Origin of the sequence: Gordonia sp. Swx-4, from assembly GCF_030316175.1 — a bacterium.
GTDB classification, from domain to species: Bacteria; Actinomycetota; Actinomycetes; order Mycobacteriales; family Mycobacteriaceae; genus Gordonia; species Gordonia alkanivorans.
In genome coordinates, this window is record NZ_CP128198.1 from 53,765 (window position 1) to 70,053 (window position 16,289).

General features: G+C 66.8%; 18 protein-coding genes. 17 read left to right on the forward strand and 1 reads right to left on the reverse strand.

Annotation, left to right across the window (positions count from 1 at the left end; translation table 11 throughout):
* Positions 1-20 precede the first annotated feature (20 nt).
* Entirely contained in the window at positions 21-1,388 is a 1,368-nt protein-coding gene (locus tag PWF70_RS23860) for a hypothetical protein (protein WP_286353010.1), read from the reverse strand.
* Positions 1,389-1,664: 276 nt separating this feature from the next.
* Here PWF70_RS23860 and PWF70_RS23865 point away from each other — a divergent pair, with 276 nt between their 5' ends.
* From PWF70_RS23865 to PWF70_RS23945, 17 genes are all read left to right on the forward strand, one after another.
* Complete coding sequence (locus tag PWF70_RS23865; protein WP_286353011.1) at positions 1,665-2,357, forward strand: Csf3-related protein; 693 nt, start codon at positions 1,665-1,667, stop codon at positions 2,355-2,357.
* A gap of 160 nt (positions 2,358-2,517) precedes the next feature.
* Positions 2,518-4,047: a hypothetical protein gene (locus PWF70_RS23870; RefSeq protein WP_286353012.1), complete on the forward strand. Its 1,530-nt coding sequence runs from the start codon at positions 2,518-2,520 to the stop codon at positions 4,045-4,047.
* A 229-nt stretch (positions 4,048-4,276) separates the two neighbouring features.
* Positions 4,277-5,548, forward strand: a complete 1,272-nt coding sequence (locus PWF70_RS23875) for a hypothetical protein (protein WP_286353013.1) — start codon at positions 4,277-4,279, stop codon at positions 5,546-5,548.
* Positions 5,535-6,269 (forward strand): hypothetical protein, encoded by a 735-nt coding sequence (locus tag PWF70_RS23880; protein ID WP_286353014.1) that lies wholly within the window; start codon positions 5,535-5,537, stop codon positions 6,267-6,269. The genes PWF70_RS23875 and PWF70_RS23880 overlap by 14 nt, the downstream gene beginning before the upstream one ends.
* Positions 6,270-6,274: 5 nt before the next feature.
* Entirely contained in the window at positions 6,275-7,276 is a 1,002-nt protein-coding gene (locus PWF70_RS23885) for a hypothetical protein (RefSeq protein ID WP_165630945.1), read from the forward strand.
* A gap of 2 nt (positions 7,277-7,278) precedes the next feature.
* Entirely contained in the window at positions 7,279-7,497 is a 219-nt protein-coding gene (locus tag PWF70_RS23890) for a hypothetical protein (RefSeq protein WP_286353015.1), read from the forward strand.
* A gap of 13 nt (positions 7,498-7,510) precedes the next feature.
* Positions 7,511-8,320 (forward strand): phosphoadenosine phosphosulfate reductase domain-containing protein, encoded by an 810-nt coding sequence (locus tag PWF70_RS23895; protein ID WP_286353016.1) that lies wholly within the window; start codon positions 7,511-7,513, stop codon positions 8,318-8,320.
* 147 nt (positions 8,321-8,467) lie between these two features.
* A complete protein-coding gene (locus PWF70_RS23900; protein WP_286353017.1) occupies positions 8,468-8,959 on the forward strand; it encodes a hypothetical protein in 492 nt (163 codons plus the stop codon).
* A 13-nt stretch (positions 8,960-8,972) separates the two neighbouring features.
* Positions 8,973-9,470: a hypothetical protein gene (locus tag PWF70_RS23905; protein ID WP_286353018.1), complete on the forward strand. Its 498-nt coding sequence runs from the start codon at positions 8,973-8,975 to the stop codon at positions 9,468-9,470.
* Positions 9,471-9,683: 213 nt separating this feature from the next.
* On the forward strand, positions 9,684-10,718 hold the full coding sequence (locus PWF70_RS23910) for a DUF4192 domain-containing protein (RefSeq protein ID WP_286353019.1): 1,035 nt from the start codon (positions 9,684-9,686) through the stop codon (positions 10,716-10,718).
* Between the two features lie 266 nt (positions 10,719-10,984).
* Entirely contained in the window at positions 10,985-11,512 is a 528-nt protein-coding gene (locus PWF70_RS23915) for a hypothetical protein (RefSeq protein ID WP_286353020.1), read from the forward strand.
* On the forward strand, positions 11,509-12,177 hold the full coding sequence (locus PWF70_RS23920; protein ID WP_286353021.1) for a hypothetical protein: 669 nt from the start codon (positions 11,509-11,511) through the stop codon (positions 12,175-12,177). Before PWF70_RS23915 ends, PWF70_RS23920 begins: the two co-directional genes overlap by 4 nt.
* A complete protein-coding gene (locus PWF70_RS23925; RefSeq protein ID WP_286353022.1) occupies positions 12,170-12,493 on the forward strand; it encodes a hypothetical protein in 324 nt (107 codons plus the stop codon). The genes PWF70_RS23920 and PWF70_RS23925 overlap by 8 nt, the downstream gene beginning before the upstream one ends.
* Positions 12,490-12,915 carry a hypothetical protein gene (locus tag PWF70_RS23930; protein ID WP_286353023.1) on the forward strand — a complete coding sequence of 142 codons (426 nt, stop codon included), beginning with the start codon at positions 12,490-12,492 and terminating at the stop codon, positions 12,913-12,915. The genes PWF70_RS23925 and PWF70_RS23930 overlap by 4 nt, the downstream gene beginning before the upstream one ends.
* Before the next feature lie 215 nt (positions 12,916-13,130).
* Entirely contained in the window at positions 13,131-14,273 is a 1,143-nt protein-coding gene (locus PWF70_RS23935) for a DNA polymerase III subunit beta (protein ID WP_286353024.1), read from the forward strand.
* Between the two features lie 221 nt (positions 14,274-14,494).
* Positions 14,495-14,905 carry a DUF3846 domain-containing protein gene (locus PWF70_RS23940; RefSeq protein WP_286353025.1) on the forward strand — a complete coding sequence of 137 codons (411 nt, stop codon included), beginning with the start codon at positions 14,495-14,497 and terminating at the stop codon, positions 14,903-14,905.
* Positions 14,906-15,158: 253 nt separating this feature from the next.
* Positions 15,159-15,683 carry a hypothetical protein gene (locus PWF70_RS23945; RefSeq protein ID WP_286353026.1) on the forward strand — a complete coding sequence of 175 codons (525 nt, stop codon included), beginning with the start codon at positions 15,159-15,161 and terminating at the stop codon, positions 15,681-15,683.
* The last annotated feature ends 606 nt before the right edge of the window (positions 15,684-16,289 follow it).

Below are 16,289 nucleotides of genomic sequence, written 5' to 3' on the forward strand. Positions count from 1 at the left end.
GCGGATGGTCACTGGTGATGTCAGGGTGATCTATTCAGTGCCGTCTCGAGGTCGTTATAGAGATAGAACTCGCCATCTCCGGGTTTCCACGCTGCGCGGACATCACCCAGGAACCTGCGAAAGTGTTCAATTCGACCTGATCCGAGGTGGGTAGTTTCTGTTAGCAGTGAAACGGCCTTCGGTGGCATGTCCGCTGCCATCCGGCAATCCACGTTCGCCGACCACGCCGAAAGCGACTGTTGCAGAGCGGGGACCGTGAGGTACTGCGAGTGGATTCGAAGAACCTCACCGGCGCGCTCGCCTACCCTGAAGTTGTAAGCGGTTCGGAGTAGGGCGGGGATATGGGGTACGAAGTACGCCGAGGGGCGATCCGACATCACTGACGATCTGTGCGGAAAGTCCAACTGCTCAAAACGCTGCTCAAGCTGGGGCAGATGCTCGCGCGCGACAGTGTTGCCCACCAACGACAGGACGGCGACCGTAGTTGGATCGAGTGCCTCGTATGGATCGGCAGGGACCTGCGGAACCAGCCCGCCGACGTGTGCAACTAGCGAGTCATCGAGCATCGTCCAGAAGTAGTCCTTGTCGCCGAGTCTGCTGAGGGCTCGGCGTTGTGTATCAGTGTCGGCCTGGCGGTATCGATCTTGGCACCTCTGCATCGCTTCGCGAACAAGTACCCGATCGCGCTCCGCGATTGCGGCCAGGACATGAGCACATCGATCGGCGTATGCGCTCACAGATAACCTCCCGCCGACATCTAGTTCGCCAACAGCATGTTTGGCTGCGAGGGAAGCAATATTGCGTCGGGTGTTTGCGCGCACACGGTCGTAGAACAGGCGCTGGATATGGGTCGGAGTAGTCGCCGTGAATCCCGGATCGCAGGTGTAATCCTTGAAGACGTCAAGGATCTTCTTTCCCTGCGTTGGTGGGTGGATAAGTAATGCGTCGAGTGCAACCGAAAGGTTCGCGCGAGCTACGTCAGGCAGGGGTTGGTATGGCGCATCGAGAGAGCGAAGCGATGGATGCACGCACATGTTTCGGTCTTCACGGATGCGTTCCAGCGCACGTTTATCCACGCTGTCGATCAGTTCTAGGAGCTGAGCACTATCGAGTAGCTTGTTCTCGACCTTCTGCATCGCGATGGTGCCCTGAGGGGTTAGGCCGTGGGCTTGAGCCTCTTCAATCTCCTCTCGAAGATCGATGGCGTCTCTGTCGCCGTCGTCTGCCAGGGACCCGATCTTGGCGATGAGATCGGTGGTCACGGCTGTCCACGTGATGGTGATGCTCGCGCGTAAAGCGCCGCTGTTGTAGCACTGCCATGCCTCGGTGGCGAGCGCTCTGGTTTCCGGGTTCCATACCTCTTGGACCTGGGCATCAACCGCAATCACTCTCGTAACCCCTCGCAAAAAGAGACATATCCAGCAGGCTGCGGGAAGTCTATCTGGCGCCGATCTGGGCCTGGAGGTCGACGATGAGGCTCACCTCCGTGGTGTGCTCGACTGACCCGACGTGCGTTGGCATCCTGGGTGGGTGTGGAGATGGATTCGTGCTGACCGCAACGCCCTCGGCGTGGGGTTGCACTTCGCCAACCGACTGCCCGCTCGTCATGTGCAGCACCTCAGCACGAGACCGCGAGCGGTGAAAGCGTGAGGATACCGCTACGAGTGACTGCCGAACTGCCGCACGGGGTGTGCTTCGGCGCCCCGTGGGGGATCAGCCTCGATGGTCTGTTGGCCTCGGTGCTCTGGCACCGCCGCAAAGCCGTGGCCGCCGGTCGGGGCGAGGTCCTCACCTACGACCCCCTCGCGGTTCCGGAAGACCTGGAGCTGCCCCTGGCCCGCTGCGAGGCCGGCCAGCCGTGGCACTGGATGTGCACCTTCGCCCATACCATGCCCGCCACTCCACAGCCGGAGCCGCGGATGAGGTCGAGCCGCACTGATCACGTTGATCTGCAACGCCTCTCACCCTCGGTGCCCTCCACCGTGTCGGATACGCGCGGGCACTACCGCAAACGGCTGATCCCCGCCGTCGCGGCCGTCACGGCGACCGCGACGTGGCGGGCCGTCGGCGACCCCGACAGGATCGCCGAACTGCTCGGCGAGGTCACCGAGATCGGCAAGTACCGCACCAGCGGCGAGGGCCGCGTTGCCGCCTGGTCTGTCGAGGCCACACCCAGCGACGATGTTTGGTCCGCCGGCCACGAACACCACCCCGGCGTCCTCGGCCGCAGCACCCCGGCAGCATGCCTCGCTGACCACTCCCAGATCACTCACGGTGGGCGTTCCCGCATCGCGGTCCGTGCCCCGTACACCCACCCCAGCCGCCACGCGAACGCCGCCTACCTGCCTGCACGATGAGGGCTGTTCCGGGCGTGATTGAACCGAGTCGGACTAGCGATTGAGATAGACTTTCACCTCGGCAGATCGGTGAGCGGGCGGCCCGCCGCAACCACTCCACGGTCGCCGCGATTCGGACTTTCCGCCCACGGGGTCCGGCAATCGAAGGTGGTGGTGATAGGTGCAGGGGTCGATCGAAGCGGTCGTCGTCGATACCTGCGTGATGGGTGGGGGCCGACTGAGCATCGACAAGCTCGTTGGCCTGGCCGACCGGCTGGCGACACATTCCATCCCGCTGTGGGTGCCCACGCAGGTCGTGTGGGAATGGGCTGCCCACGAAGTACAGTCCGCTGTCAGCCACGCAGCACAGGCGAAGGCGCTGTGCAAGGCCGGGGTTGATGACGGTGCTGAAGTAACCTCCCCGTGGCGGGATTTTGCGGGTGACACAGGCAGAATCGCAGAGGACATCTCGCAACGCCTGCACGCCCGGATTGGCAGTATCTCGAACGTTGTCATTGTTCCGATGCTGGGGGACAACGCGATTGCAGGTTTGCGGGACCAGGTCCTGGGCACTGGACCTGGCACGAAAAAGAGCGACGTCCGAACCGGTGGCGTGGATTCATCATGGGTGCGAGACGCGGTCTCGCACGCGAGCCAGGACCCTCCCTACGGTTTGGTGTTCTTCACCGACAACCGCTCCGACGTAGAGAAGACACTGCACGAGTTGAAGATTCGCGTAGCTGATGCTGACGACACCAAGGACTACGGTGTGCGCGTGTGCGGCCCGTCAGAAAAGGCGCTGTTCGACCATGTCGCCCGGGCGAAGCCTGCCGGAAGGGCGGTCCGGCTGGCGTTGGCCACACACTTCGCGACACTGACCATGGACTCCGACACCGTCGGCGACTTCCATGACGGGCCAGCATTGCCTCTGTGGGCGTCGATCATCTCCGACATCTCGGTGGCGGGGGTCCTTGAAGAGGACGACTTCGGCCATCGTGACGGCATGGAGGATGTCACCGGAGTCGAACTCGTGCCGGGTGCGCAGATCGTGGGTGTGCGAGACGTTGCGGTCGATGACGTCGACCACGACGCAGAGAGCGGTAACCACACCGTGTTCGTCACCTTCACCCTGCTCGTACTGTGCGACTTGGATATCGAGGGCTACCACCTCGACAACAGTGGAGTGACCGTCATGGATAGCGGTTGGGTGAGCGACGTTGTCATCTCGGTGCCCTGTGTCGCTGAACTCGACCAGGACCGGACAGTGGCAACGGTGCGTCAATCCGACACTGCCGATGCCGAACCCGCCGGCCAACGGTTCTCCGATCCCTACGAGGCCTTCCGGTGGTTCCTTGACGCCCTCACCGGCATGTCCGGGATGGTTGTCGACACCGACAGCGAGTCGCTGCGCGAAGGCAGCATCCCCGATCGAATGACGGTGTCCGGCGACAGTGGCTCACCGATCATCGTCGACATCGATCAGGGCGATCCGGGAGAGCCTCCAACGTCGTGGCGGGCGCAGGCCGACGAAGTGGGGATGATCGTGGAATGTCACTACGATGCTGACTCGCGCGTATGGCTTGGCCGGCACGACTCTTTTGACCGATACCCGCCCTACAGTGTGAGTTCGTCCTCAGCCCATACCCGCCGGACTGCGGGCCCGTGGGCGGGAGTGGCCGCGCTATGGCGGGCGGCAGCCGCCGACGTATAACGGTGTGCCCCAGTTGACTGGGGGCGCAGCCGGACCGGCGGGCAGTGGACCCCATTTGGGTCGCGACGCTCTACACTGAGAAATGCGTAGAGGGCGAGACAGCAGGTCTGCCCGACGAGACCGAGGAGAGAGATGCGCGAAGATGGCGCTAAGCCTCGCTGGACGACCCGGCTGGTTCCAGCACAACGACTTTCGTGACCAAGCGGGGGCTGCCCCACAGGAGGACTGGATGACCGACATCGGCAGGGGCCGTCTCGGTGCTGTCTGGAGCAAGGCGGCCAGCAAGATCGAAGTGATCAAGCAGTTGGCCCTGCGGTGGTGGAAACTTCCGACCGCGCACGCCGCCGAGGATGCCTCCGAAGCGCCGAGTTCCACCGAGACTGAGCGACCCCCTGAGGCGCCCGACGCCGTCGAAGATGTGGCCTGGCGGCGGCTACTGCATCTGGGTGCCCACGCGGACGTGAGTGGACGTCCCAGTATCGAGGAGCTGGGTATCGCCGACGTCCACCGCGTCTGCGACCGGGCGTGGAAATACAGTCGGGCCGACATCATGGACCCCGACTGGTTTGCCGAGCGAAAGACGAGCCAGTGGCGCGAGACCTGCGCGCTAGCAGGTTCGGCGGCGGAGTCGTTGATGCTCAGCAGCGCAGCGTATGTGGAAGCCGAGTGGCACAAGAAGGTGATCGCCGACGACCCCGATTATGAAGGTATGGCAGTCGCGCAGCGGTACCTCGCCGACACCGCCATCGACACCGCGATCGCGGTAGGACACCGCCTGATCAATCTCGTCGCGCGAGTCGCCCGCACCGACCCTGAGACTTCCGAGTCGTTCGGCAAGATCCGCAGGTTCGCGTTGCTGGGTCCGAGCTACGTGCCCTTTGCTACCGACGACGAAGACGCATGGTTGTCGCTGAACGCGCGGAACCTCGCGGCGCTGCAATCGACGATCCCACGGGTGCACGCCCGCTCCCTTGAGGCTCTCGACGAGCTGCTGTCGTCGTCGGCGTGGCAAACCGCGTGGGACATTCGCGGCGAAAACTTTCATCGCTGGCGTAAAGAACACGAGTCAGTGAGCGGCGTCGATGCCCAGTCCGGCAACATCGTTGACCTCTACAAAGAGACGACGGGAGAGTTCTACGGGCGCGTACATCGCGCGCGGGGCGTCCGCCACACCATCAGCGACGGAAAGACCGAGGACACCACCGCGGCGGCCGGGGAGATCATCAAAGCCGTCGCTACCACCCTGGACGTCATCATCACCGACACCACCGCGGCCCTCAAGGAACTGACCGGGATCACCCTCGAAATCGCGGACGGGCGCACACGGCAAGAGTGGTCAACACCACTCACTCGTCGGCCCAGTGCCCCGGCAGAGCAGGAAAATCAGGAGACGCCACCAACAGCGGAGGGCGTACACTCCACAACATCAGCGGGTGAGACGTCAGGTCTGCCCAAGGAACCCAAGGAGATGCGCGAGGATGGCGCTGATGACGATTCATGATGTTGATGCCGCACAAGTGCGGTGTGCCCGACTGTCGGTCGGGGTGCGCGAGATCGAGGTCGAACGGCTGCTGGACCTCGATGCCGGCGCAGTGGCCGCCTGGGAAGAACGCCGGAGCCCGATCGCTGCCGGCGTCGCCGAGCTGCTCGAGGAGCTCACCGCGGCCGCGGCCGCGGAAACGGTCCGACTGATCGAGCACGCCTCCCAGACAGGCCAGATCGAGACGTTCGCCGAGGACCTCGACGTCGTCGCCGCGACTGCGGGACGGATGAGTTTGGCCAGTGTGCACCGGGTGTGCGCCGGCCGCGCGGCGATCGCTGTCCCCGACACCCGTGTGGTGGTACGAGAGGCCGACGGCGAGGCCCGTGATGGCTGGACGGTGTGTGTCACCGCCGCGTGCGGTATGGGACTTGGCCAGGTGCACAAGTGGTTCGACGTGCCCCGGCGCTTGGCCCAGTACTGGCTGAGCGGCGCCCGGCCAACACCTCCGGGGGTGCTGGCCGAGCTGCGTGAGATCACCGAAGCTGTGAGAGCGCACATCGACGAACTCGCCGACGACGTCGACGTCGACGATCCGATCGTGTGGGTATGCGCGACCGAGGAGCAGATGGAGAGGCAGTGGCCGGCGCGTGAGCAGCTACCGTTGCCCACCCACCAGGTGTGCGCGGCACGCGCCGCTGCTGCGGTTGACGGCGCGCGGCTGGTGTTTCTGCCAGGCTGAACATCATGAGTTCCACGCGAACGGCTTACACCGGGCATGGGGTGATCGACCTCGAGGCCGGGCCGGTCGACGATGCGGCGATCAAGTCCGCCGGGCTGGTTGCCGAGAAGTTCTACGACGCGATGGAACAGACCCGCATCGGCGCCGAGTTGGCCGACCGGGTTCTCGAGGACGACACTTCCCGCAACCGCGCGGCCCGCGATCGCGATCGCGCGTTCCCTCGGGACACCTCGGCGGTCGACGACAACCGCAAACGCCGGCAGCTGCCCGCCCGAGGGGAATTTCGCGGTGACCTTTCGTCACGACAACGCAAGGACCGTTCGGCGGCCAAGCGGCGAGTGCTGGAAGGCGCGGCCCGCACGCAGGTGAAGGAGTTGCAGTGGGCCACCGGAGATCCTGCACGGTGGCGGCATCTGAACTCGTCTTTACGGGAAGCAACGGGTGACGCCCAGGAGCTCGACGAGCGGGATCGTCGGTCGGTGCAGCGCCTGGACCGGTTGATTCAGAGCTACGAACGCGACAGTGGGCGTGGGCATGTGGTGTACGCGGTCGTCGAGTTGCCTACCGACACTCCGGTGACCCGCAGGCGTGATGTGCCGGCGACATTGCAGCCTGGGGCGCGGATCTCTTTCGACCAGTACACGATGGCCACCCACACCTTGCACGAGGCCGCCGCGGTGGCTGAACGCCGCCGCGCTGAGGGCTCAGGTGCGTCGACGGTGGTGTTGGAGATCGAAACCTCCCGTGGCATGTATCTCGGCCGGTCGGACAGCGTCGATGACACCAGCCATCTGCTGCCCCGAGGCCTGGGAATGAGGGTGGCCGGCATAGATGAGCACGCCGACTACGCCCGCCCCGGTGGTCACGATTCCACCCTGGTGGTGCAGTTGCGCGACACCCCGCGCGATCCCGACTACCAACCACCGGTCACCGGCCGCCGGCTGTTTTCCGACCGCAGAGCCGCCGCTGCCGCGCGCGCAGCGGCCCGAGAGACCAAGGAGCCCTAGACATGTCTGCTACCCGCCCACCCAAAGACCTTCCGCCGATTCCGCCGCGGAAGAAGAAAGGGGAGACCGGCGGCCGTGGCCGTTGGGTCGACCCGATCCGCGTCCACGACGACATCCGCTTCGGCATCAACACCTTCCGTTCGGTCGAGCCCGGCGATCCCACCGCCGATAACGAAACCCCCGAAGTGCCAACCATCACCTCCGGCCACCGCACGCGGTGACGCAGGGGCAGCAATGCCGATGCTCGATGCCCCTGACCCAGGTCTGAACCTCACGACACTGCGTGCGGTGCGCGGCCGGCGCCTCGACCCGGCTACGGTGCTCGCCCAGATCGCCGACTACCGCGACGACCACGGCGGGATGTGGGTGGCCTGGTCGGGCGGCAAAGACAGCACCGTCGTGGTCGATCTGGCCCGCCGCGTCGACCCAGAAGTGCCGGTGGTGTTCTACGACTGTGGTTTGGACTTCCCCGAAACCCGCGCCTACCTGGCCGATCTCGCCGCCGCGTGGAGTCTGGACGTGAACGTGGTGCCGACTGAACCCGACCTGCTGACCCTGCTCATCGCGGCCGGTGACTTCGACCCCACAGCACCGACGCGGCACCTCGAGGTCGACATGCGCCAGGCGATGATCACCGACCCCGCTGACCGGGCGCGCGCGGTGTTCGGGCCGGCAAACCTGTGGGGTGTGCGCGCCGACGAATCCGTCGGCCGCCGCCACCTCTACCGCACCCAGGCCGCCCGCAACGGCGACGACAGTCCTCAAGGGATGGTGCGCCGCGGCGACGGCACCACCAGCTTCGGGCCGATCTGGAACTGGAGCACCGAGCAGGTGTGGCAATACAGCGCCGCCCGCAACATCCCGCTGAACCCGCTCTACGCCAAACTCGCGTCCCTGGGCGCTGACACCCACACTGCCCGGGTCAACGCCATGATCGACCCCTCTCGCCTGGACAACGGTCACATCGCCCGTCTCGCCGCCGGCTGGCCCGATATCTACACCCGGCTCGTCGAAGCACTGCCGCGACTCAAGCAGTACAGCTGACATACCGGGGCGGCCCCGGTATGAGGTTAGGCCGGTTATTGGGTTGTGCAGGAACATGTTTCGTGTCGGCAGGGTGGTCTAGTGTGTGGGTTAGTTCCGATGAGCCAGCAGGGCTGTCGGGCAACATTGAGGGAGTCCCGCATGGGGATGGATGTGTTTGGTCGGGCGCCGAGCGCGCCGGTGGGTGAGTACTTCCGTAACAACGTGTGGTGGTGGCGGCCGTTGGCGGAGTTCGTGTGCGAGCGGTATCCCGAGCTGGCTGCGGGGTGTAAGTACTGGCAGTCCAACGACGGTGACGGGCTCGACGAGCAGACCTCGATCGAGCTGGCGGGGCGGTTGCGTGCCGATCTGGCTGCGGGGGCGGTGGCCGAGTACGAACAGGCCCACACCGCCCGCTTGGCAGCGTTGCCGGATGAAACCTGCCGGTGGTGCGCGGGCACCGGGGTACGTACCGATGAGGTCGGGGTGCAGATGGGTCTGGACCGCCCGCGCGACCCAGAGACCGGGCGGGGCGGATGCAACGCGTGCAACGGCGTCGGAACCCACCCACCGATGGACGCGAGCTATCCGTTCAGCGCCGAGAACGTGGCCGAGTTCGCCGAGTTCCTCGCCGCCTGCGGCGGATTCCGGATCTGCTGAAAGGGGCAGGCAAGTGACGACGACACCACAACAGCCACGGACGCCCGCACACGCCGTGCTGGAACTGTCCAGCGACGGCGAAGACGATGAGAGGCTGCGCCTGGCCCTCGACGGCTTCGAGACCTACGTGTATCTGGTCATCGACGGCGCCTACTACGGGGCGTTGAGCATCCGGCCGCACCCGGCACGGCATGGGTGGCAGCTCGAGCTGGGCCAGTACAGCCAGGTGACGCAGGACTGGGCCAGGCGGAACCCGATCGGGCGGCTGGGCGGCTGGATCGAGTACGGCGACAACGGCTACTACGCGGTGATCGACGGAGCGCCGGCCTTCACCGAGGACGGTGGGTGGCCGATCGCCTTCGACACTGCGCAGGAAGCCCACGTGTCGTTGGTGACCGCACTGCGCCAGTTGGGCCGTGACTACACCAGCGTGGTCCACACCGATGTGATCGACCTACGCACCGACCGCGAGCGCGACGACCCGACAGGAGACGTGCCGCTGAATCTCTGATCGCACGCCCCCAGGCCGGGTGCGGGTTGGTCGGGACCGACGACCACCTGCGCCCGGCATCGGGCCGACCCCGGGTATGAGGTCGGACCGATGTATGGCCTTGTGGCACAGCAGGAAACTGTCGGTGGGCATGGGTAGTGTGCGGGTTAGTTCCGGTGAGACACACGGTCTGGGCCGGACTGATTCGAGGGAGTGATTTCGATGGGTGAGTGCATGTCGAGTCGAGTGCCGCAGTCGGTGGCAGCGGTGCTGACGGCGGTGCCGGGTCTGCTGGGTTTCGTGCCGCACCGCTCGCTGGTGATCCTGGCGTTCACCGAGGGCGGTGAGCGTGTGGTGGCGACGATGCGTCACGACTTCGCGCGGCGCGCCGATGGCAGCGCGCACGAGCACATGTATGCGACGCTGCGGGACCTGGCGGCGATCATCGCCAGCTACGGCGTGACCACGGTGGCCGCGGTGATCGTGGATGACCGGCTGTGCCGCGGCGACGCCGCGCACCGGGAGTTCGCGCATCGGATGCACGACATCCTCGCCGGGTGCGGCGGGCTGCACGCGGGCTACGTGATCGAGACGATGACTGAGGGCCAGCGGTGGCGCACGGTGTGGGGAGAGCAGGCCCGCGACGGCGCGGACTCCGATGAGGTGCTGGGCGATCCGTTCACCTCGCCGACAGCCACCCGCGCCGCGGTCGAGCAGGGCCGAACGGTGGCCGCCAGCCGCGACCGGGTCGGCGCCGACCTCAGTCCGGACGGCTGCGCGTGTGGCGGCTACGAGTTCGACGCCCACGGCCACACCGAGACCGATCCGGTCGCGGCGGTCGCCACGGTGATGGGCGCCCTGGACGGCCCGGTGGACTGTGCGACGGCGGCCGCGGTCGGGCGCGCGTTGTGCGACCTCGACATTCGCGATGCGTTGCTGGCGCTGGCGGGCACGACCGCTCACCGCCACACCGCGGCGAATCTGTGGCAGCACATCGCCCGCCACAGCACAGGCGTCGTACGGGCGAGTGCGGCGACGATGCTCGCGCACCTGTACTACGTCGCCGGTCAGGGCGCGATGAGCGGTATCGCACTGGATCAGGCACTCGCCGCGGATCCAGATTGGGCATTGGCGCGGCTGCTCGATGAGGCGCTGCGGGCAGGCGCCCACCCGAGTGTGCTGTGGCCGATGCTCCAGACCAGCGCCGACATGCTCGCCCTGCTCGGCGCCCCGGTGGAGGTCGACGCGGTGGCCGCCCTGCCCGCCTGACCGTTCTGTCCGACGGGCCTCCCCACTGCCCGGGGGCGCCGGCACTCAGAAAGGGTGCCGGCGCCCGACCTCATACCGGGCGGACCCCGGTATGAGGTCGGCCCGGTGTATTGCGTTGTGGCGGTGCTGGATTGTTGTCGGTGGGGGCCGCTAGTGTGTGGGTCAGTTCCGGTGAGACACACGGTCTGCCGGGCGATTCCCGAAGGGGTGTTGTGGCGATGGATGTTGCCGAGTTGTTCGCAGAGGTCCGAGATTCGTTAGCGGATGTGTTCGCCTCGATCGAGTGGGCCGAGGATGAGATCGCGGCGGCGCAACGGCGCTGGCCCGCTCGCGCAGATGCGCTGTTCCATTCGTTCTCACTGATCCGGCCACCGGTCGAGTTGCTGGAGCGGTTGAGTGTGGAACCGGTGTACCGGGCCTATGCCCGGGAACTACTCGATCGGGTCGGCCAAGAGCAGGACACCCGCCCCGGTACGGCGGTCGAGGTGTGCTTGGGTCTGCGGGAAGCGAGCCTGCGGGCGCCGCTGAGCCATGACGGGTTCGGGCTGTACGCGCGGATGTGGGATGCCGCCGGGCTGCCCGAGGTCGACGGCGTCACCGACATGCGCGCCCATTACGAGGCGATCAGCGCCGACGCGCTAGACGAGGCCGAAACCTACGCCCGCCGCCACATCAGCCGCCCCGACCGGGTCCTGGAGGTCACCGGGTGCTGCGGACAGCATCACGGCGTCGAGGTCACGTGCGTCTACGCCGACACCAACCCGGCCAGCACCGACGGCGAGGCCGCCGCATGAGCGCCCCCGAGACCTTCCAGGCGCTGCCGGTGTTCACCGTCGAGGTCACCGAGACGACCACGACCCGCTACCGCGTCCGGGCTGCCGATGCCGATCGCGCGCAGGACGTCGCCACCGGACACAACATCGAGGAAGGCAGTCGGGGTGGTGATGTCGTCGTATGTGAGCGTGGGGCCGAGGCGTTCCCCGAGGCCCCCACCGAGGCGCAGAGCAGCCTGGCAGTGATCGACGACCCTGACGCCCCGCCAACGGTGACGGCGGGCGAGATCGCGGATCAGATCCCCGCCCGCGCCGCGCAGCTCGCCTGCGCGGGCATGATGGTCACCCTCGGCGCGCAGGGTGACTGGACCAGCGAGACCATCGAGTGGGTCGCGGCGTATCTCGTCGATATCGCGCCGTCCTCGGTGCCGACGTTCACCGACTGGGCCGAGGGCGCTACCGAGTTCTGGCGATCGGTCGACGAGGCGGCCACCGACAGCGCAGACGGCCAGGACATGGCCTGGCTGCGCCTCAATGAGGCGCTGGCCGACCATCAGCGGTTGGCGGGGCAGATCAGTGCGGCGTCGGAGACGTGCGATACAGGGCTGCTGACGGCCCTGGAGATGGACGAGGTCGACTACCTCAAACGGGTGCGCGACGCCGCTGAGGGGGTGCGTCGTGGCTGATGCGAAGTACCCGCGCCGCGACGGCGAGGACCCGGGCGCGCACTACATCGAAGAAGCGGTGTCGGTGTACCTGATGCGCCACCCCTCGCAGGACCGGTGGGTCATCGACCCGCTCACCATCGACGGCTGCGCGTTGGATTCGACCCACGACACCTACCCGTCCAACGTCAAATGCCAGTGTGGACAGGATGATGCGGTGTGCGACACGGTCACCAATCGCATGGCCGGGCAGCCGTTGCCGTCCGGTGAGGACCTGATGGTGATGCTCGCCGACGCCCTGGGCTACCAGGTGACGCGGGCAGGTGAGTCGCAGTGATCATCGAACATGAGCAGGCGGCGTGCCCGGTGGTGTTCAGCGACGCGGGGGAGCGGGCGCGGGTGGCGTTGTCGTCGCATCTGACGGTGCGCAATCTTGTTGAGCGCCATACCGAGTTGGCGGCGTTGCGCACCTTGTATGAGGTGATGTGCAGCAACGGGTGGGTAGCGATCCATGTCGACATCGAAGAGTGCTCGGCGATCGAAACACTCGCGCTGGCCGACGGGGAGCGCTGCTACCTGGGTGCCGACAACGACCTCGATGCCATCAACGATGTGATGTTCGAGGTTGTCGGCAACTGCCCACGACGCATCTTCCGCTACCTCGACGGTGAGTACTGGGCCGATCGCGGCGACGTGCGCGCGGCGATCGACTCTGCGCTACGCGCCCAGGTCCCCGCCGGGTGGCCGCCCACCGGCTAGCGCGGACTTTGAAGCGATTTTGGGGGAGGCGACAGAGTGTCGCCTCCCCAAAATCGCAGGTCGAGAAGTGCGGTACCGGGAGGACCCCGGTATGAGGTCGGCCCGGTGTATTGCGTTGTGGCGGTGCTGGATTGTTGTCGGTGGGTGCGGTTAGTGTGTGGGTTAGTTCCGGTGAGACACACGGTCTGGGCCGGATTTCCTGAGAGGACAGTGTCATGACTGTTGCGCAGTGGGATGGACGTTCGTTGGCCGCGGATCTGGCCTATGTGAAGCGCGTGACCGGGCTGTCGGCGCGCCGCGGTGTGTTGGCGCCGTTGCGGACGGTGACGATCGCCGCGCTCGGCGGGGTGGGCACGCTGACCCACTACAACTACGACGCCGGGGTGGTGGTGCGCGCGCAGGTCTCCGGTGGTCTGGAAGCGACCACGGTGGACTTCGGTGAACTCGCCGCCGCGGTGAAGGCTGCGGGGCGCGGGGTGGTGGAGCTCGAGCGCGACGGGGACCGGTTGGTGGTGGCCGGCCCCGACGGGCGGTCGTCGGTGGCGGTGTTCGCCAAGGGTGAGGATGTGCCGGTGATGCCCACGGTCGGCGGGACGGCGGTGCTGGTGGCCGATACCGCGGTGTTCGCCACGGCGGTGGGTGCGGTGGCGCCGGCGGCCGGGGATGATGTGACGCTGCCGATGCTGACCGGTGTGCACATCGACGCCGACGATGCCGGGGTGGTGTCGCTGGCGAGCACTGACCGGTTCCGGCTGGCGGCAACGGAGTTGGCCACGGCCGCCCCCGTGACGCTGGAGGCGCCGGTGTTGGTGCCGGTGAAGGTACTGGCCGCGGCTGCGGCGCGGGTGGCCAAGCGCGACGGGTCGGTGAGTGTGTACGTCGACGGCGGGCATGCCCGGATCAGCGGCCCGGACAGTGACGTCGTGGTTCGGCTGATCGATGCCCAGTTCCCGCGGTGGCGCAACCTGCTCCCGGGCGCTGGCGATGACCGGATGCGCGCGCGGATCGCCGCGCCGGATCTCGCGCGCCGGCTCAAGAAACTGTCGGTGTTCTCGGTGCGGATCACGATGGCGGCCGACAGTGTGCGGGTGGAGGCCGGCGACCTCGAGACCGGACAGGTCTCGACGACCTTCGACGTGGCCGCTCACGAGGTCGACGACCGCGTGGTCGGGGTGGTGGCCGGCTACAACCCGGAATACCTGGCGTCGCTGCTGGCGTGCGCCCCGGGTGAGGTCGAGCTGACGTGGTCACCGACCGCGCCGACATCGCGGCCGATGACCATCGAGTTCGACGGCGTGCGGCATCTGCTGATGCCAGTTCGGTTGCCCGGCGCCGAACCCGGCGCGGCCGCGGCGTAACCCACCCCGGTGGTCCGGCGCCGACACCCACCGATCGGGGTGCCGGCGCCGCGCCGTACCGGCAGGCCCGACCGGCTGTACCGGGCCGACCCCGGTATGAGGTCGGCCCGGTGTATTGCGTTGTGGCGGTGTTGGATTGTTGTCGGTGGGTGCGGTTAGTGTGTGGGTTAGTTCCGGTGAGACACACGGTCTGGGCCGGACACCTACCGAGAGGGGCCGTCATGACGAGGACTGCGGATGTGTCGGGTGTGCGGATCGATACCGAGGGCGCGGTGTCACAGGTGACCGCCGAGGGCGGGGACACGCTGAGCATGTTGCAGGCCGGGGTCGGCGGGTACGTCGATGTGGTGCGCCTGCCCGGCGGCATCGACATGTGGGTCGGTGACGAGGCCGCCTACACCCAGCCCGTCAATGCGTGGGCGTCGGTGCTCAACGGGATTCTGCACGGGCAGCCGGTGATCTGGGGGCCGGTGGTGTTCGCGTCGTCCACCGATGCGGGGGAGACCGTCTCACTCAACGGTGAGCAGGTCGCGCGCCTGGCCTCGTGGTTCGCCGATGAGGTCGAGGCTCCCGACGTCGCTGCCGCGATCACCGGTCTGGGTGGTGTCGAGACCCCGGCGGGGGTGCAGTGATGCCCGCCCCTGCCGCGCCCGCTCTGCGGGCCGTTGACGCCGCACCTTCGGCGTGTGTGTGCTGGCGGGTGGGCACGGTGCCCCACGCGGGGCACTGCTGTTTCGACGGGCCCGCCGAGGCCTACCGGGGCGACGCCGTACTGCCCCCGTGCGGGCACTGGCACCCCGTTCTGCCGGTCACCGACGTGACCGGCGAGACCACGACCACCCGGCGAGACACACGGTCTGCCGGGGACATGGGAAGGAAAGTCGCATGACGACAATGGAAGTCAGCCACGGACACAACGGGCACGCCGCCGAGCAGGTGTGGCCGTCGATCGGTGAGGGCGTGTTGAATCTGCCGAACCCGATCACCGACGCGGGGGCGTGGGTGCCCGCCGACGACGTTCGGCGGATCGAGGCCGAGAACGAACGTCTACGAGCTGAGCTGCGACGCGCCGAGCTGGACCGGGACACCGCCCGCGAAGAGGCGTCGACGCTGGCGAGGGAAGACCGGGCACGCAACGAGGCGGCGTGCGAGTGGGCCGACGACAACGACCTGTGCAGCCAATTCGAGCAGTTCTGCGATCAATTCGGCTGGCAGGGCCGCGTCGACGACCTCGAGGTCACCGTCGAGGTGACGGTGCAGGTGTCGGTGCTGGCGTCTGATGTCCCCCGCAACGAGCAGGAGAGCTATTGCCTAGAGCAACGCATCGACGATGAGGCAATCCGGGAGAAGCTGAGCGAAGGCGCATTCTCGCTCACATCGACGTCGATCAGCGATTGGGACCGGGTCTAGCGGGCCGCTGACAGCCACCGTGGCGGGGCAGGTGAGCGCCCAACTCGGCTACCCCTGCCACGGTGCCTGGCCCAGACTCCCAGACACCGACAGGCAGAAGGGGAGGGAGGGGTGCAATGGTGGGGGTCCCCTCCCTCCCCTGTGTAGCGTCCACTCTCTCGTTGGGTGTGGCAACAGAGCAACGCGACGGTAACGATAGCAAACCGCCGATCCTCTGACATGACGGGCGCGCGCCGGCCTTTTGGTTGCATGTGCGAGTATCGGTCGCGGTGGTCTCAGATTCCCGCAGGGAATCGGTTGTGTGGCAACGGATTTTAATTCGGTTGTGCGGTAGTATTTTTCATATGGAGTTAGAGAGCGCCCGCAGGGCGGTCGGCGGGTGTGGGTGCAGGGTCGGCCGCAGGCCGACACAGCGGCGTCCTGGCCCGTTGCCCGACGGGAGTCGTGATAGACTGGGCGACATGAAACACGGTGCACCACAACCACCTTCTATCCAATCGGCCGTAGGCCGATGGGGAGCGGGACACCGAAACGCACGCCACCACGGCGCCGCTTGCGGCGCCCTTCAGGCGCGCTTGCGCGCCGTACCCCGACGGGGCGCTTGCG

Excerpts from the sequence above, each read along its gene's own strand:
- PWF70_RS23935 (WP_286353024.1), top strand. The coding sequence starts at position 13,131 with ATGACTGTTGCGCAGTGGGATGGACGTTCGTTGGCCGCGGATCTGGCC.
- PWF70_RS23880 (WP_286353014.1), top strand. The coding sequence starts at position 5,535 with ATGACGATTCATGATGTTGATGCCGCACAAGTGCGGTGTGCCCGACTG.
- PWF70_RS23945 (WP_286353026.1), top strand. The coding sequence starts at position 15,159 with ATGACGACAATGGAAGTCAGCCACGGACACAACGGGCACGCCGCCGAG.
- PWF70_RS23875 (WP_286353013.1), top strand. The coding sequence starts at position 4,277 with ATGACCGACATCGGCAGGGGCCGTCTCGGTGCTGTCTGGAGCAAGGCG.
- PWF70_RS23910 (WP_286353019.1), top strand. The coding sequence starts at position 9,684 with ATGTCGAGTCGAGTGCCGCAGTCGGTGGCAGCGGTGCTGACGGCGGTG.
- PWF70_RS23895 (WP_286353016.1), top strand. The coding sequence starts at position 7,511 with ATGCCGATGCTCGATGCCCCTGACCCAGGTCTGAACCTCACGACACTG.
- PWF70_RS23885 (WP_165630945.1), top strand. The coding sequence starts at position 6,275 with ATGAGTTCCACGCGAACGGCTTACACCGGGCATGGGGTGATCGACCTC.
- PWF70_RS23900 (WP_286353017.1), top strand. The coding sequence starts at position 8,468 with ATGGATGTGTTTGGTCGGGCGCCGAGCGCGCCGGTGGGTGAGTACTTC.
- PWF70_RS23940 (WP_286353025.1), top strand. The coding sequence starts at position 14,495 with ATGACGAGGACTGCGGATGTGTCGGGTGTGCGGATCGATACCGAGGGC.
- PWF70_RS23920 (WP_286353021.1), top strand. The coding sequence starts at position 11,509 with ATGAGCGCCCCCGAGACCTTCCAGGCGCTGCCGGTGTTCACCGTCGAG.
- PWF70_RS23890 (WP_286353015.1), top strand. The coding sequence starts at position 7,279 with ATGTCTGCTACCCGCCCACCCAAAGACCTTCCGCCGATTCCGCCGCGG.